Genomic DNA, 17,819 nt, shown 5'->3' with positions numbered 1-17,819 from the left:
ATTCAGCACAATCAAGGTATAGCGATAATCACAACACCTTTGAGGTATAGCCATGTTACAACGTGAAGCAATAGAAGCCGTTATGATGGAGTTAGCCCACCAGCAAGGACAATCACTCAATGGACGCGATAGGTTAGCAATTAGAACAGGTGTAGCCCAGACAATACAGGCTAAAGAGCGTCACAGGCGGAGAATGACAGCACCTACCTACCAAAGGACGAAGCCAGCACCTAAACGATAATAGGTTGCCTTGATATCAAGGGTACTTAAGGCGGTTAAATAGGACTCCTTGAGATTAAGGAGTCATGAGGCTCTGAAATTGGAGGCTCGTCACTGGCTGGCAATATTCTAATCATGGCCATGAGATAAAAGTAACCACTTTGGTAACCACCAAAAGTAACCACAATGCAAATAAGCATTGCGATACCCACAGGACAATTTTGTCCTCTGAATATTAATTTCATACTGATAATAAAAACATCTCATAACGATAAATGTAATCATCTTAAAAGGATGGTCGTAATTAATTGGTAGATGTGAACTATATTTCATATAAAATATTCTACGCTTAGGACTTAAAGCCATAAACAAGAGTGTTATAAGCTATTAAATTGTGTCTGTGAGAAATATTATAAAAAAGGTGAAGCATTGTGAGCATATTAAAATCGATTTGGGATTTTTTTGGGCTTTATCAGACTAAAAAAATAAGAATTTTACATGCGTTAATTCTACTTTTGGTAATATCACAAATCATTGTGAGTAATTGGATGACGGGAACTAAGTCAGTAGTTGTTCCGTTTTTTGACGAGACTTATTTATTCACTTGGATTCATATCGTTTCAGGTTTTGTGCTTTTTTTCTTAACGTTCTTTTTAGTCGTGTTATGTTTTAACCAGCGAGGGTTTAGATATTTTTATCCCTATCTCTGGGGGGACTTTAAGCAAATCAAAGAAGATATAAACTCTCTTTTAGCTAAAAAGCTACCAGACAGCTCACCTAAAGGGCTTGCCGCGACAGTTCAAGGGTTAGGGTTAGGTGCTTTATCAATTGTTATTTTGTCTGGTATTGCATGGTTTATTCTATGGTTACAGCAGTCACCACTTGCTTTAGAGGCTAGAAGTATTCATAAATCACTCACAATTTTAATTGAGATTTATATTTATGGTCACGGTGGTTTAGGGATTATTCATTTTATAATTTGGAAAAAAAGTAGAAATAAATAGGTTTGCTTGATACCTCATTGGCAATATGGGTGATTAGTCGCCCATATTCATTAAATGATATTTTGTTGCAATCTGTAGATGCTAATAAGTTACCGTGACGCAAATATGCGTTACTTAGTAAATCAATAGTTTATCTACTCTGAACATGAATGACTAAAGCTAAAATAACGGTCCTATTACGGTCCGTATAACGCGATTAAACGGCAAGATTACGGCAAGGTTAAACGGGGATGTTACGGGGAGGATTAAGCCAATAAATAACGGTGAGATTACGGTGAGGATTAAGTCGATAACGGTAAGGTTACGGTAAGGTGTTAACCCTGATGTTACCCTAATGTTTCAAGTGGTCGCTGTGACCTCTCGTAATGCAAACAATGCGTTGCCACCTCTTACCATTGGTCACTGAAACGATGACCAATGGGCGTTAATCTGGTTTTGTGACAGAATTAAACGTTATCAATCAGTTATATTTTGATTCCGTCGATTTAACGGAATTAAGTATAATCAATAGGTTATATCTACATACGGGATTATCCCGTATCATCATGGATAAATTGACGTTTAGATCACCCCTAGAAATTGGAATTATTACCCAATCTTCCAGAGTCCCATCAGCATTTTATTTTAACCAATAGCTTATATTGTGATGGTATCAAGATGAATAAACCAGAAATGAGAAAAGCAAAATCAATCAGGATCACCACATCAGGAACGGTAATAAAAGCCCCTGAGCGAGTTAAAACAGCCACAGGTAAAGTTATGGCCACGATGACTATTCAGGCTGAGAGTGACAAGCGTAGCCCGTACCCGTTAAAGATAGTGGCATTCGATATTAACGCGCTGGAGCTTATGACCTGCCAGAAAGGAAACAAAGTCACGGATACAGGTCGCTATGAATGGTTTAATGGTTATCAGCTAACAGGGGCGCAGATAGTTACCTGTTAGTAAATGTTAGTATCAATAAGTCGATTTGAAATCGAAAAATCTAAAGAGGGCATTTCACCTCTTTAAGCTAACCCACAATTAGTTGCCTACCTTTAACTAACCCGAAAATATCGGGGCAGTTCGAATAAGTCCACCAGCCTACCTATTCTATTTTGTACACTTCATATTGAGGAGTACAAATTAACCTCACCTCTTAAAGAGGGTAGCCTATCAGATGAAATATATTTTTCGGTTGATTGCTCAGGATTTGACAAGTATCGGCTGATAGTTAATTAATAATTGAACTCGTGTAAGAGTTTAAACAAAAGGTGGTAATCATGAGCTTTCAGCACTTTCGAATAGCTAGGCCAGTTAGCAACTTAGTAAAAAGTAGTGAAATGTATAGTCGTGGATTAGGGCTAGAAATAATTGGCTCATTTTCAAATCATGATGGCTTCAGCGGATGTATGCTAGGAAACGTAAATCTGGGATGGCATATTGAATTTACTGAATGCCATGAGCACCCTGTATCACCATCCCCTACAAATGAGGATTTATTAGTACTGTATATTCCCAATCGAGATGAGTGGCTCAGTGCTTGTTTGAAAATGGATAATGCAGGATTTAATAGAGTGAGATCATTTAACCCATATTGAGATGTTGACGGAGTAACCTTCAGTGATTGCGATGGGTATAGAGTCGTTTTACAAAATAGAAAATGGGGCTAGTGTTTTACACGCTTAATCATATCTCTGGTTGGTGTTTCGTTATCTGCAATATTGGATTTAATTATTTCAAATATAGCAATATACGACATGATAGGTTCGCTTTAGAATGACATTTAATGATTTGTATCCCGTGTTTTGCTTGTACCTGAGCTTGTACCTAATTTACACCTTAGATTATTATGTGTAATAAAATCAAAGGGATTGGTTGATAATCTACATTTATTCCGAAAGTGAAGATATAAAATGATCAAGATAAAAATCCTCATAGTGGAAGATGAGTTGCTGCTTGCCGAAATGCACAGCGAATATATAAAAGCCTATCCTGCATGTGACAAAGTTTGGCTTGCAGGTAATCTTGCGGAAGCGAGAAAAATGATTGAATACATGAAGCCAGATCTTATCTTGTTAGACAACTATTTACCTGATGGAAAAGGCATTGACCTAGTTCATGAGTTAATACAAGAAAGAAATAATGCAGACATTGTATTTACGACGGCCGCAAGTGATATGGACACAGTCTCTGAAGCTATTCGTTTAGGCGTTTTTGACTATTTAGTGAAGCCAATTGCTTATGAACGTTTAGGCCAAACATTGGATAGGTATATTCAACGTAAATCTGTTGTACAGGAAAATAGCAAAACCAATCAAAGTAAAATTGACGATATGTTTAATACTTATGCGAGAGGGGAATCAAAGGAAGAACTTCCAACAGGTATTGATATCATTACACTTGAAAAAATACTCGCGTTGTTTACTGAACCTGATGTGCAATATACGGCAGAAAGTATTGCTGAAACCATCAAACTTAGTCGTACTACAGCAAGACGTTATTTGGAGTATTGTTTAGCGAAAGATAAAATTGAAGCCGAAATTGAGTATGGCAAAGTTGGCCGACCGCAACGGATTTACCGCGCCAAGTTGTGAGTGTTTGAATTAATAGTATATATCGATAGAAGCTCTGCATTGGTTATAAACAATGCAGATTTTCTGTATCTTACTTATATAAGTGGTACAACAGTAAGTTGGAAAAATAGAGTTTATTGCTGCTGGTTTTTTAAAATTAACACTTTCTTTTCAGCCCGCTCATGGCCTTTAGCGGCTGCGAGTTGATACCAGCGTAGGGCTTTTTTATCATCGGCCTCAACACCCATACCATATTGGTAGCAAGCTCCTGCTGCATATTGCGCATCGGCACTATTTTGCTGAGCGGCTTTGATAAACCAGTGACAGGCTTTTGCTTGGTCGGCTTTGATACCATCGCCGCGCGCATAGATAAGCGCGACATTAAATTGAGCTGAAGCTTCACCTTGTTCAGCAGCTAGGGTTAGCCACTTTATAGCTGATTGGATATCTTTTTTGGTACCTTGTCCAGTTAAGTACAACATACCTAAGCTGTTTTGAGCGGGGGAAAAGCCCAATTCTGCGGCACGGGTAAAATATTGAAACGCGAGAGGGTAGTTTACCTTGTCATACATACCTACTGCTGCTTGGTAGCCTAATAAATACAGCGCTTGTGGATGGTTTTCTTCCGCAAGAGCAAGATATATTTTTTGGGCTTTTTGCGGGTCTTTTGTGATAGCTTTTCCCTCTTCATACCAATAGGCGAGGGTGAGCATCGCAGGTTGAAAATGTTGTTCAGCCGCTTTTTTTAGCCACCGTTCAGCTTCTTCTGGGTTTTTCTCTAATAAATCATTGATGCCATATAAGGTATATTCGGCCATATTCATCTGGCCAATAGGGTCACCACTTTCGGCTGCTATTTTCATCCAATGCAGCATTTGTTTTTCATCTAGCTCTACCCCAGTTCCTTGCTGGTACATCAGGCCAAGGTTAATTTGTGCTTTTGTAAAGCCTTGATTGGCAGAAAGAAGGTACCAATGTAAAGCTTGGTCAAACTGTTGATGAGACTGATAAAACATTCCTAAGTTAAATTGAGCTTCGGCTTGGCCTTGTTCCGCAAGTGCAATTAGCGTTTTTTCATTTATTAGTGGCGTTGTTTCTTCTGCAAAAGCAGGGAGGAAAAATACGTTAATAAAGACAAAACACAATAAAAATATTTTTTTCACATGACATCCTTTGGACTAAGCTCTTAATGGCTACGTTATCTTGTTAGATAAGTTCCTGCAATGATATGAAAGATATTTTATATTAACTCTAATAAATCAAATGGTTAATTATTGCTATTAGCACATTGGGCAAAGAACAGATAAAAATTTTAAAAAAAGATGAACTTTTTTCCTTCTTAGCCAGTCTTATTAGTATCTATATACTGTTTGCTTGCGTAAACATTCATATATTTACCCTCATCATTCATTTCTTTACACGAAGTAATGTAATAATGCGCCTACGTAGTGATAGTTTGAATTTAGCAAAAGATCCTTGAGTAGAATGCATTATGCCCAGTTTGTTACTGGGCTTTTTTTTATCCAAAATTCCAGTTTGAATGTCTATTCAGCTGCTATTCTCTAAATCCTTTCTTATCATAAAAGAAAAAAGTGCTCATTTGTTATGGATATTTTTAGTTTCCCATAATGCTTACAGCAATAAATCATAGGGTTATAAATAGGGCGTTATAGTTTCACTATAGAATAATATTCTTAACATTTAATAAACAAATGACTAATTAGTAATCGATAATAATTTGGCAATTTTGTAAAAAATTGAAGTAAATCACGATTAAATTCAATTCAAGTAGTAATTAATACTAGCTAATTCTTTAATTTTGGTGCATAAATAACGTATATGGCTTAATTGATTATTGGGTTCTTGGCGGGTTATCTGTCAGTTAATGTTGAATAAATAATCAAATATGCTTTAACTCATTGAATTTATGTTTGAGATCCATAAACAAGTCTACACACAGTTTTGTTTGTTTTGAGGTCAGGGAATGATACTCCTCCTACCAAAAGTGAATCTTTTCAACTTTGAATTCTTGAGATCATAACAATGCGAGAGCGCATAGAGCGTTCCGTGGTTTTTTTGCATATGTACAGGTTGTACTAGAGGTAACTTGTGTCCACAACAAATAACAAAGAGGAAGTTAGTCTTAACGCGTTTAAGCAACCTCGCTCATTCTATCTTATTTTTTCTATCGAGCTCTGGGAACGTTTTGGTTACTACGGTCTTCAAGGGATCCTTCCAATATACCTAAGCCAAGTGCTGGGTATGTCAGAAACAGAATCAATTACACTTTTCTCAGCGTTTGCAGCATTAGTTTATGGCTTTGTTGCAGTTGGCGGTTGGTTAGGGGATAAAGTCCTTGGAACAAAACGTGTCATTGTCCTTGGAACAATCACTCTGATTGCAGGGTATGCATTTGTTGCTTTCTCAGGGCATGATGTATCGATGGTCTATGTTGGTTTAGCAACCATTGCAGTTGGTAATGGTTTATTTAAAGCGAATCCATCATCACTCTTATCGACCTGCTATGAAAAAGATGACCCACGGTTAGACGGCGCATTTACCATGTATTATATGTCCGTTAATATTGGTTCATTCTTCTCAATGATTGCAACGCCGTGGTTAGCAAAACATTATGGTTGGGATGTCGCGTTCTCTCTTAGTGTTGTGGGCCTGATTATCACATTGATTAACTTCTATATGTGTAAAAAATGGGTTTCTCAACATGGCTCAAAACCTGACTTTGCTCCTGTTGTTCTTTCAAGATTAGTTGCTACAGTAGCAGGGGTTATTGCATTAATCGCGATTTCTACATGGCTATTGCATAACCTCGGTATCGCTCGTACAGCATTAGCGATTATTTCTTTGGGTATTCTAGTTATCTTTATCAAAGAAACATTAGCACTGAAAGGTACGGCTCGCCGTCGAATGATTGTTGCATTAATTTTAATGCTTGAAGCGATAGTATTCTTCGTTCTTTATAGTCAAATGCCGACATCATTAAACTTCTTTGCATTACATAACGTAGAGCATGAGGTTTTTGGCTTTTCTATTGAACCCGCACAATACCAAGCTCTGAATCCATTATGGATCATGATTGGAAGCCCAATTTTAGCCGCGATTTATAATAAAATGGGCGATAACTTACCAATGCCACATAAATTCGCGATTGGTATGTTGTTATGTTCTGCTGCATTCTTAGTTTTGCCATTAGGTGCAAAATTTGCAAATGAAGCGGGGATTGTTTCTGTTGAATGGCTGGTTATTTGTTACGGTTTCCAAAGTATTGGTGAGCTGATGATCTCAGGCCTTGGTCTTGCGATGGTAGCTCAGTTGGTTCCACAGCGTTTAATGGGCTTTATTATGGGCGCATGGTTCTTAACAAACTCAGCGGCCGCATTTATTGCAGGGTACGTTGCTTCAATGGCAGCAGCACCAGAAGGTGAACTTACCAGCAAAGTCGAATCTTTGGCTGTGTACAGTGACGTATTCTTGAAGATTGGTTTAGTGACTGGTGTGATTGCAATTGTGATGGTTTTAACCGCTCCGATGTTAAATCGTATGACTCTTGAGCGTTAATTTTCATCTTAAATCGCAGTAATCAAAAGGGCTAAAAAGCCCTTTTGATATATGTGACATACGGTAATAGACGTATTAATTAAAATAGCGATTATTAATCAGTTTTAGCGAGCGGTCACTACCATTAACCAAAATGGTATTTGAAATACGGCTGTACGCATCTATTGATACACCATCCATCAAGATGGTTGGTGTGATAGCTGTGGCGGCAAATATGACATCAGAAGTACTCACCATCTGGTCTAAAGATAGCACTTCACCAATTTCTAACCCCATTTGTTGACAGCGCAATATTTCTTGTGCCGCGAGTTGTTTGTTTTCTTCGCTATTTCCTTTGGCTTTATCTCGCGAAATTAGTCTTGCTTGCATATCACCGCCTAAAGCACGAGCGATAGCTGCACTGATAATGCCTTCAGGAGCGCCGCCAGTTCCATACATCATATCAATGGGATGTTCAGGAAGGATAGTAAGTAATGAGGCGAGGACATCACCATCAGGGATGGTAATCACATTAGCACCAAAACTACGGATAGTTTTAATAATATGTTGATGGCGAGGTTTATCAAGCACTGCGATTGAAAGATTTGAAATGGGTTTATTAAGTGCAGAAGAAAGGAATTCTAAATTTTTTTCTAGGGGATTTGCCAGATGAACGGCCCCTTTAGCGGCAGCCCCAACAACAAGTTTTTCCATATACATATCAGGTGCTTGAAGTAGTGTTCCTGTTGGAGCCGCGGCAAGTACGGCAATGGCATTTTTTTCATTACACGCTACCATACGTGTTCCATCGATAGGATCTACCGCAATATCTAAGCCAATAGAACCTGATTTTTTGCCAACTTGTTCGCCAATATATAACATGGGAGCGTCGTCGATTTCACCTTCACCAATGACAATTTTACCGTGAAAATCAATTTCATTTAGGCGATTTCTCATCGCTTCTACAGCGGCTTTATCTGCGGCATTTTTATCTTGTTTTCCCACCCAATCGAAGGCAGCCACTGCTGCAACCTCGGTAACGGAAGCGATAGCAGAAGCTAACTCATCACTAATTTTCATTTTTTGTTCATATCCCAGATGTATAAAAGAAAAGTACCTATCACTATGATACGTTTTTTGTGATCTGTCTGGCAAATAATGGGTGATTAAATCATCAGAGAATTTGGCGCCATAATGAAATAGTCGCCTAAATATAGGCGACTATTTATTTGATAATTAAAGCATTTCGACGATAGTGATACCACCGATAATCGAAATTAATGCGGCTAATGTACTTAATAACACGGTTCCTGCTGAGGTTTCAGTGTAGGCTTGGTTGCTAATAGCCAATGCGGGAACTGCGGTCGCCGTGGGTAGTACACCAATGATAAACGCGGCTTTAAGTAAATCATCTTGTAAACCTAAGGCGAGTCCAGTGCCTAAAATGAGTGCGGCTTGAACAAAATTTTTAATAAAGACGTTAAATATAATTTCCTTACTAATTGTAAGTTTGATCCCTGAAAGGAGCAGACCAAGGAAGAATAGAGCGACTCCGCCCGCGGTTTTGCCCAATTCGTTTACCGAGTTTTGTAATATTTCAGGTAATTTAACACCTAAAATAGCGAGTATTGCGCCTAGAATCGGGAGAAAAACTAAGGGTTGAGCAATGGCTTTAGCAACTGATTTTAAGATACTGTTACCTTGCTGTGATCCGCTGATCATTAATAGAGTAAATGGGATAATAATAACGGTATAAATCAGGTTACCTAATACCATAGCTATCAAGCCTGATGACCCGACAGTTGCAAGTAATACAGGTGGCCCACAGTAGGCCATATCAGGAAAAGACACCGATAGTGCTTGCATAGCCGCATCTTTTTTAGTGTGGCGAAAAATAAACTTACCAAAAATAAAACCAATCACATACGTTGCAATTAGTCCTACGGCTAGCGCTAATAAATAGTCAATATTGAGTAATACTGAAGGCGGTGCTTGTGCGGCTGCAAGAAATAATGCAAACGGTAATGCTATTTTAACCACAAAGTCAGCAAAGGCTTGGGAATACTCTCGTTTGATAAACCCATATTTACCCGATAGCCAACCAACGGCTAATCCAAGAACTATGGGCCCTAAAGCGGCAAGTATAATGTGAATTAGCATTAAAAACTCTCCTGATATTTTTTGGTAGGTTTTGCTTTATAAAAGTCAGTAAAATGACAGTTAATATTTTCCCTTGTGGTTACTTTTATTTAAATTAAAGAACATATGTTTTTAGCAATGTTTAATAAAGAAACTAATTAATGTAATTTTAAATAACTATAATCATTTAAGGATAGTAATTATTAGATTAATATATTGATGTTAAAGGTGTTGTATACATAACATAATAAAAATAATAGTACTAATAAAATTTTATTAGTACTATTATGAGTATCAAAAACAGAACATCAAAAAATATAGGCGCTTAATCAATTGTTTGTTTTTTATGAGCGAAATAATCATTAAACGATGATTAAGGGTTTTCTTAGTTACTAAAATGACTAATGAGAGTATTAATAAATCATCAAAGAAAGGTATTGTTTCTTTTACCAGAAGTATACCTAAAGCAGGATGTAATGAATTATTTTGTAACAGTTTATTACATTTGGTTGGCAAGGGGATCAATGCTATCTACACTAGCAGTAATCACAGCCTTTATTTTCCAGATTCTAAATTGTGAATTTTTTTATGAGGAAACCTATTTGTGGACACTTGGATACTAATAGGACTTGTATTCGTTTTCCTGCTAGTGCTAGCTCCGATACTTGCTATCATTGCCATCAATCGAACAGGTCGGATGCAGTACCAAATTTCGCTGTTAAATCAGAAGGTTTCTTCATTAGAAGCCCAGCTTTTAAACGCTAAATACACGCCAAGTATATCTGTCGATAGTGTGACGTCTTCCCAATCAGGTTTAGATGAAATACAAAATACGCACATAGAGCAAGAGGGGAGCGAATCTCTTTCGGGTGTTGATGCTAAACAAGACAAACAGCAAGAAATTTCCTCAATGAGCCATGTGACTTGTCTGCCAGTTGAAAAAGAGCATGATTTATCGGATACAGAAAACTCGCCTCTCATGAGGGAACAAACTACCCATGAAAATTCCCTTAATCATCCTTTAAGTAATGAAAGTATCAATCCGAATAGGTTTGATAACACGCAAGCACAGCGAGTAGACGCAAATCGGTTTAATCAAAATCAACCTGAGACAAAGCAAAATACTGCCAGTGACGATAAATCAATATTCAATCATTTCTTTAGTTGGTTAATGAAAGGAAACCCGGTTGCTAAAATTGGTATCCTACTGTTATTCCTAGGTGTCGCATATTTGCTGAATTACAGTGTGCAAAATGAAATTATTTCACCTCAAATGCGTTTAATCTTCAGCGCAGTAGGGTGCTTAGCTTTATTAGGTACTGGCTGGTGGCTACGGAATAAAAAGGCATTATTTGGGTTGATTTTACAAGGGGGGGCAATTGGTTGCTTGTATATTACTATTTTTGCTGCATTTAAACTGTATACGATGATGCCTTATGGGATGGCATTTGCTTTTATGTTACTTATTTGCGCGGCAAGTATTGCTTTGGCATTATTGCAACGCACAATTAGTTTAGCTGTTCTTGCATCGATAGGTGGGTATTTAGCACCTATATTGCTTTCGACTGGCGGTGGAAGCCATGTTGTTTTATTTTCTTATTATTTGATGTTATCAATTGGTATCTTAGTTATTAGTGTGTGGCAAGCTTGGCGACCTTTAAATTTAGTTGGTATGGTGATGACTTATGGTGTTGCCATTTTATGGGGGTTAGATAATTACCAGTCAGACTATTATTTATCTTGCCAACTTTTTATTATCGCTAATTTAGTGGTATTTAATGCCTTAACACAGCTATTCTCACTACGCTTTGAACACAGTAAGCAATTGGTTGTTGATAATACACTTCTATTTGTCCCTCCTTTTATCAGTATTGCACTTCAATTCTTTATTTCAGAAGGGGAAGGTTTACTGCCAGCCTTTATTTCACTGATAGTAGGTTTGTTATATCTGATTACTGGTTTACAAGTGCATAAACGCTATGAATCCGCTGGCAAGAATATGGCGTTAGCAAATATTATTATCGGTGCTGGGTTTATCACTTTAGCTATTCCATTAGCGCTAACATTTGAGTGGACCTCGATTATTTGGTCATTAGAAGGGTTGTTAATCCTCTGGTTCGGTTTACAGCAAAACCAGAAAAAAATGGCGGCTATCGGCTCGTTATTAATTGTTATTAGCGCAATCACTTTGTTAAGTGATTATCCTTATTTATATTGGAGTCGTAGTAGTACTTATATGGTTCCTGTGCTATTAATAGCCTGCTTTATGGCTGGTGGGCTTTTCCATATTCGTCGTAAAGAAGACAGTAACTTTACTTTATTTAGTTATGGTTTCTTAATTATTGGTTTGGTGACTTGGTTGTGCTGGTTACCGTTATTTACTGATATTTTATCATGGAGCCGTGAGTCTGAAGGCTTTATTATTCTAGTCTTGGTTGTTATTTCAGTTTGGTTCTGGCGTTTATATGCTATCTATATTAATTGGGTACCTTTGCTACTTTGCCAGTCTATTCTATGGATTGCAGGTTATTATTATCTTGGTTTAGATTTCTTAAACGACCAAAACCCAATGGGGCGTGGTGAAGGTTCTCTCATATGGCCAGTTGTTTTAGGTAGTTCTGTTTTATTTGTTATTCATGCATATAAGCTTCGTGACCGTTGGATGCAAAGAATACTCCATAGCGCCAATTTATGGCTAATTCTTGCATTTATTACCACTCAAGTAAATTGGTTCGTCTCCATTTTACCTTGGGGCATGCACGAAATGGGATATTTTATTTATGTCATGGCCATAACGCTAACTGTTATTGTTCTCTATTGGCTACAACAAAATAGAATGCCACCGATGAAACGTAATGGACTGATTTATTGGTATTCGATGACTCCTGTTGCTATCGGGCTAATTATATTGTCCGGCTATGCTAATTTAGAAGATGGTAAATTGACATTTTGGAATTATATACCGTTAATCAATCCATTAGATGAAGCTGGGTTATTTAGTATCGCTACGTTAGTTTTAATACGTAAAGGGCTTTCTCAAAAAATACGTAAAGTAACAGCGGTTAACTTTTGGGTTTTACGTAGTTTGTTAGTAGTCACAATTGCACTTTCTGCTTATTGGTTTAACGGTATTTTAATTCGTGCAATAGCAGATTTTGCTGAGCTAAATTGGAGCTATGACACACTTTATGATTCACGCTTAGTGCAAACTGTACTTTCTATCAGTTGGGCACTGGCTGCCTTAGCCTGCATTATTATTGCCTCTATTAAGAAAAATCGAATTTGGTGGTTTATGGGGGCTGGTATTTTTGCTTGTGTTATTGCCAAGTTATTCTTAATTGATATATACGGGCAAGGTGGTATTTCTCGTGCAATTTCTTTTATTGGTGTTGCATTATTAATTTTAATTGTTGGGTATTTTTCGCCATTACCACCAAAAGATACAAAAGGGAAAGTTGAAAAGGAGATACAACCATGAGTTTAATTAAAAATACAGGACTAGTAAGGCTCATTGCAGTCTTCTCATTGTCATTATTGTTCTCAAGTCATTTGAATGCAGAGGCAGTAGAAGAGGTTACTCCTTATAGTTTTTATCAAGGCTCAGAAATAAATGTGCTTGATTCATCGGCTCCTTTTTACTGGTTAGAGCTTCCCGTAAATGCGTATATGAACTCAGCGTACCCCAAAACGTTGCAAGATGTTCGAGTCTTTAATGGTACTGGTAATGAAATACCTTCAGTATTATTTTCTGATACGGAAAAATCCGTTTCAAATGAAAAGAACATTTTTACACCACAGCGTTTGGTCACTCAGGTTGATAGCGTTAACTCCCATGATGATGTGCGTAGAGAAAAGCAACATCTATTAGTAGAATCTATCCCTGGCAAAGTGAATAGAATTGAGTTGCCTAGTATGCAAGTTAAAGACAACGTGGCTTATCAGGCTTATTTATTAACGAAAAATCAAAGTCAAACTAAAGATACGCCAATTAAAAACCTAGTATTAGACTGGGCTAAAAGCGAGAAAGAATGGCAGGCAAAGGTATTTATTTTTGCCAGTGACGACAAAGAAAATTGGCTAAATATAGCCACTAATCAGCCGATTATGAATTTGAAGTTAAATTCAGAAACTATTGCAAGCAATAATATTGAGTTATTAAATGGCAACTCAAAGGCATTGAATGCACCTTATCTTATGGCTGTAATAGTAAGTGGTCCAGATATTGTTATACCTGACTTATTAAAGGTCAATGCGACCTCTAGCGTGCTTAATTCAACTTATCGTCAAGAACTATTTCATTTTGAGATGACGAATGATGGTGTTTCAAAAGATCATATAATATATCAATTACCAAGAGCACAGCCACTGAGTGAATTACAAATACAATTGCAACAATCAAACCGTGTGATCCCACTAAAAATAGAGTATTCATCTGATAGAGGTGAAAGCTGGAAATTACTCACTAACATTGTTGCATATAATCAAACAATAGATGGTGATTTAATTAGCAATCCGAGCACAGCGCTCTATGGTGAAATGGTGGGGAAAGTAAGAATTTCAGCCCTCAAAGGGAGTTGGGAAGATCAGCCACCAAGGCTAACGGGAAAACGAGATGCTTATAACCTTATTTTTAATTTGCAAGGTCCCGCTCCGTATTTACTTGTTTGGGGGAATAAACAAGCTAGTTTTGATGAATTGACCACAAGCCAGCTTGTAGGGAAACCAGATAGCGTTGATGAGCTAATGACAAATTATCCTCAGCTATTTCTTGATAATACAATCATTGAGTTGGGTGGTGTAGATAGGCTAACTATAACGGAAGTGGTTGACGGTAGTTTTAACTGGTTGACGATTACCTTATGGGTATTGTTATTTGTTGGAATATTAGTACTAATATATTTCTGCTGGTATTTGTTAAGAGAAGTCAATTCTACAGATAAGGCGAATCATGAAGAATTATAACTAGATATTGGTATTAACCAAATAGGGAATAGTACCCTATTTGGTTTCGATTTACGTCATTGACAGTTCTGACGTCTCTTTACTTAATCATGAGAACACTTACTTATAGCCTGTTTTTTCTGACAGGGATTTGCGCTAAAACAGTCATAACGGAATAGGAGATAATGATGAAAAAAACATTACTAGCTCGTATATTTATTATGATCGTTATTTTGACTGGCTTTTCAATAGCGGCTCAAGCTGCGAATAATACAGTATTAACAGAAATTATAGCGCACAATAAAGTAGCGTATGAGTATGTGTTACAAAATACAGACCAAAATGAAGCAGATATAGAGTTTGAACGGGAAGCGAAAGAACTTGATAGTTCTCAGTTGCGTAATATTGTTAACGATAAACGTTTTACTGGCCGACAATTCAGAATACATGAAAAGTAAGTCATATCTGAATTTTTTGCTGTAAACATGCGTATATTGAGTAATAAATCTACGACCTACATAAAGGAAATTCTATGCATCAAGGCCAATGTTTGTGTGGTTCTGTAAAAATCACAACAGCAAAAGATATTAGTCATGTCAGTGTATGCCATTGTGGAATGTGTCAAAAATGGAATGGCGGCCCTGGCTTTAGTGTTGATTGTGGTAACGATTTAATGGTAGAGGGGCAAGAGTCTGTGTCAATTTTTGCATCATCTCAATGGGGAGAACGTGCATTTTGTAAGAATTGTGGTTCACACCTTTTTTATCATTTACTCACACCTTCAACATATTATGCATCAGCAGCTTTATTTAAAGAGAGTAAAGATGCGCAAATGAGTATGCAAATTTACATAGATAGTAAGCCCAAATATTATAACTTTGTTGAAAGAACACCCATGTTGACAGAGAAAGATATTATGGAAATGATGTCCCCATCATCGGATTAAACTCTGTGGCTATAGATTTAATAGTAAGTAATAAGGAATGCAGTGGCAGTCGATCAGACTATATTTTTTGATTCTATTCGTTAAATTGACCTCTTATTTGTCATGCGGTCGACTTAAATTTGTTTTACAATTAAGGTAATGACTAGGTTTAGAAGTTGTTCAGAGGAATAACAAATGAATAGTATGAAAGGAATGCGTCATGCGAGTAATATCGCGTGGGTACTACAATGGATATTAAATATTGGCTTGATCTCACTCGCTGCCGTACTTGTATTCTTTTTAGCTAAAGAAACGGTGACAATGGCTTCATTAATGTTTGGTAGCTCAAAAGGGGCGACGGCCTATGAGTTGTTAGAAGGCATTGTCATTTATTTTTTATACTTTGAGTTTATTGCCTTGATAATAAAATATTTTATGTCGGGCTATCATTTCCCGTTAAGGTATTTTATCTATATTGGTATTACTGCGATTATTCGTTTAATTATCGTTGATCATAGTGACCCTATGACAACTTTGTTGCATGCAGGGGCGATTTTGGTACTAGTCGTTGCACTTTATATTGCAAATACTGAAAAATTAAAGCGTGAATAACATACATTAGTGTAATTTACTTGCATACAAAAAAAGTGTAATTATTATTCCTTTTTTTGTATGCGCAGACTCGAAGTCAAATACTTAAGTGATATACCCTGCATTTAAATCTATAAGTTAATAAAATTTAAGATATGTAATTTTTGGTAATTAAAATTAATATAAATAATTCTAATATTTTATTTTGTAACTGGTTTATCCTGTAAAAACTAATCACAAAAATATTTTACTTTTATATATAGGTTATTTACTGTTATAAAGTTTCTATTCTAATAACATAAGTAGCTTGTAAATATGACAACAAAAACACTTCCCAAGAAAAAAGGGTTCTTAAACCGTGTCGAGCGCATCGGTAATGTTATGCCTGATGTGACTATGCTGTTTGTGTACGCCCTGATTATATGTTGGTTTTTATCTTATCTGCTTTCTTTCGTAGATTTTAGTTATTACCATCCTATTTCAAAAGAAAAAATTGCTATAGTTAATATGTTTCAGTATGAGGAAATCATATTATTTATCACTGCGGCAGTTAAAAACTTCATTAATTTCCCTCCTCTTGGTATCACGATAGTGGCAACATTAGGTATTGGTATTGCTGAAAGCAGTGGTTTCATTAATACCGCATTGAAAAAAATGTTGTCGTTTATTTCACCAAGAATGTTAACGCCTACAGTGGTGTTTGTGGGGATTGTTTCTCATATTGCTTCAGATTCTGCCTATGTCATTTTAATGCCAGTTGCAGCAATGATGTTTTATGCGAGTGGTCGTCATCCATTAGCTGGGATTGCTGCTGCATTTGCAGGCTTAGCGGGGGGATTTACTGCAAGCTATACGCCATCAATTATTGACCCAATAATGCAAAGTTTTACGCAAGATGCTGCACAAATGCTAGCGCCGGGTTATAGCGTAAATGTTTTATGTAACTATTTCTTTAGTTTGGGTGGTACATTCGGGGTTATTTTTACCTGTTGGTTTATCACTGAGAAGATTGTTGAACCATGGCTAAATAAAAACTGCCCAATCAGTTCAAACGAAGTTGATACTGATTCTGAAAAAAATTTAGGTAAAATTACTGCTGCTGAGAATCGTGCTTTTCGTATTTCTGGTTTAGTACTAATTGCTTTAGGTATCGGATTATTTGCACTATTATGGCCAGAGAACTCTCCATTACGTGGGCCTGATGGTAGCTTAACTAGCCCTAAAGCACCTATCATGCAAATTGTTGTGCCTTTATTATTTATTTTCTTTGCTTTGCCAGGCATTGTTTATGGCTATATGACGAAATCTTTTACATCAACAAAAGATGTTGTCAAGGCAATGGAAAATATTACTAAGTCACTTATCCCATTTATTGTTTTTGCTTTTTTTGCTGCCCAATTTTTATATTCATTCCAACATTCTAATTTAGGCACATTATTAGCGCTTTCAGGGGCTGAGTTATTACGTACACTTGATATGCCATCTGGAATGACCGTTTTTGGCGTTATTCTATTAACGGCTATCTTAAATATTATGATTACTTCTGCGACATCAAAATGGGCAATTATGGCGCCAGTATTAGTGCCTATGCTAATGGCAGTCGGAATTTCACCTGAATTAACACAAGCGGCATTTCGTGTCAGCGACTCTGCAATGAATGTGAGCACACCGATGTTTCCGTTTTATCCGTTAATCCTGATGTATTGCCAGAAATACTATAAAAATGCAGGAATAGGAACATTGTGCTCAATGATGATCCCATTCACCGTTGGGCTATTAATTATTTTAACTTCAACATTATATTTATTCTGGGCTTTTGATATCCCAATTGGTTTCGACAGTGGTTACACATGGCATCCTGCACCATAAGTAGGGCCAATACCCTACCTA

At 36.8% G+C, this 17,819-nt stretch carries 14 protein-coding genes and 1 pseudogene; 12 read left to right on the top strand and 3 right to left on the bottom strand.

Going from position 1 to position 17,819, the window contains the following annotated elements; all coding sequences use genetic code 11:
* The first annotated feature begins 52 nt into the window (after positions 1-52).
* From FVA72_RS13100 to dpiA, 5 genes and pseudogenes are all read left to right on the top strand, one after another.
* Positions 53-241 carry a hypothetical protein gene (locus tag FVA72_RS13100; protein WP_137019046.1) on the top strand — a complete coding sequence of 63 codons (189 nt, stop codon included), beginning with the start codon at positions 53-55 and terminating at the stop codon, positions 239-241.
* A gap of 409 nt (positions 242-650) precedes the next feature.
* Positions 651-1,223 carry a cytochrome b/b6 domain-containing protein gene (locus FVA72_RS13095; protein WP_137019044.1) on the top strand — a complete coding sequence of 191 codons (573 nt, stop codon included), beginning with the start codon at positions 651-653 and terminating at the stop codon, positions 1,221-1,223.
* Positions 1,224-1,880: 657 nt separating this feature from the next.
* Positions 1,881-2,168 (top strand): hypothetical protein, encoded by a 288-nt coding sequence (locus FVA72_RS13090; protein ID WP_137019042.1) that lies wholly within the window; start codon positions 1,881-1,883, stop codon positions 2,166-2,168.
* Between the two features lie 317 nt (positions 2,169-2,485).
* Positions 2,486-2,875, top strand: a pseudogene (locus FVA72_RS13085) (VOC family protein).
* 243 nt (positions 2,876-3,118) lie between these two features.
* Positions 3,119-3,799, top strand: coding sequence for a two-component response regulator DpiA (dpiA, locus tag FVA72_RS13080; RefSeq protein WP_004263346.1), 681 nt, complete (start codon positions 3,119-3,121; stop codon positions 3,797-3,799).
* A gap of 113 nt (positions 3,800-3,912) precedes the next feature.
* Here dpiA and FVA72_RS13075 read toward each other — a convergent pair whose 3' ends face one another.
* On the bottom strand, positions 3,913-4,941 hold the full coding sequence (locus FVA72_RS13075; protein WP_110591573.1) for a tetratricopeptide repeat protein: 1,029 nt from the start codon (positions 4,939-4,941) through the stop codon (positions 3,913-3,915).
* Between the two features lie 946 nt (positions 4,942-5,887).
* On the opposite strand from FVA72_RS13075, the gene dtpA reads away from it, so the two are divergent.
* Positions 5,888-7,354, top strand: a complete 1,467-nt coding sequence (gene dtpA / locus FVA72_RS13070) for a dipeptide/tripeptide permease DtpA (protein WP_004263350.1) — start codon at positions 5,888-5,890, stop codon at positions 7,352-7,354.
* Between the two features lie 75 nt (positions 7,355-7,429).
* Here the strand turns inward: dtpA and glpX are convergent, their stop codons facing one another.
* Both glpX and FVA72_RS13060 read right to left on the bottom strand, forming a co-directional pair.
* Positions 7,430-8,407: a class II fructose-bisphosphatase gene (gene glpX, locus FVA72_RS13065; protein WP_405030019.1), complete on the bottom strand. Its 978-nt coding sequence runs from the start codon at positions 8,405-8,407 to the stop codon at positions 7,430-7,432.
* Between the two features lie 162 nt (positions 8,408-8,569).
* The gene (locus FVA72_RS13060; protein ID WP_110591574.1) at positions 8,570-9,493 is read right to left on the bottom strand and encodes an AEC family transporter; all 924 of its coding nucleotides are present in this window, start codon (positions 9,491-9,493) and stop codon (positions 8,570-8,572) included.
* Between the two features lie 583 nt (positions 9,494-10,076).
* Between FVA72_RS13060 and FVA72_RS13055 the strand changes: the two genes are divergently transcribed.
* From FVA72_RS13055 to FVA72_RS13030, 6 genes are all read left to right on the top strand, one after another.
* The gene (locus FVA72_RS13055) at positions 10,077-12,950 is read left to right on the top strand and encodes a DUF2339 domain-containing protein (protein ID WP_110591575.1); all 2,874 of its coding nucleotides are present in this window, start codon (positions 10,077-10,079) and stop codon (positions 12,948-12,950) included.
* Entirely contained in the window at positions 12,947-14,434 is a 1,488-nt protein-coding gene (locus tag FVA72_RS13050; RefSeq protein WP_110591576.1) for a DUF3999 family protein, read from the top strand. The genes FVA72_RS13055 and FVA72_RS13050 overlap by 4 nt, the downstream gene beginning before the upstream one ends.
* A 167-nt stretch (positions 14,435-14,601) precedes the next feature.
* On the top strand, positions 14,602-14,871 hold the full coding sequence (locus tag FVA72_RS13045) for a hypothetical protein (protein ID WP_094961218.1): 270 nt from the start codon (positions 14,602-14,604) through the stop codon (positions 14,869-14,871).
* A 74-nt stretch (positions 14,872-14,945) separates the two neighbouring features.
* Positions 14,946-15,359 carry a GFA family protein gene (locus tag FVA72_RS13040; RefSeq protein ID WP_094961219.1) on the top strand — a complete coding sequence of 138 codons (414 nt, stop codon included), beginning with the start codon at positions 14,946-14,948 and terminating at the stop codon, positions 15,357-15,359.
* A 183-nt stretch (positions 15,360-15,542) separates the two neighbouring features.
* Positions 15,543-15,950 carry a phosphate-starvation-inducible protein PsiE gene (psiE, locus tag FVA72_RS13035; RefSeq protein ID WP_172412229.1) on the top strand — a complete coding sequence of 136 codons (408 nt, stop codon included), beginning with the start codon at positions 15,543-15,545 and terminating at the stop codon, positions 15,948-15,950.
* A gap of 294 nt (positions 15,951-16,244) precedes the next feature.
* Positions 16,245-17,798 carry an AbgT family transporter gene (locus tag FVA72_RS13030; protein WP_004263378.1) on the top strand — a complete coding sequence of 518 codons (1,554 nt, stop codon included), beginning with the start codon at positions 16,245-16,247 and terminating at the stop codon, positions 17,796-17,798.
* The last annotated feature ends 21 nt before the right edge of the window (positions 17,799-17,819 follow it).

Source organism: Providencia sp. PROV061 (assembly GCF_011045655.1).
GTDB lineage: Bacteria > Pseudomonadota > Gammaproteobacteria > Enterobacterales > Enterobacteriaceae > Providencia > Providencia hangzhouensis.
This window is presented reverse-complemented; position numbering and strand designations above follow the sequence as displayed.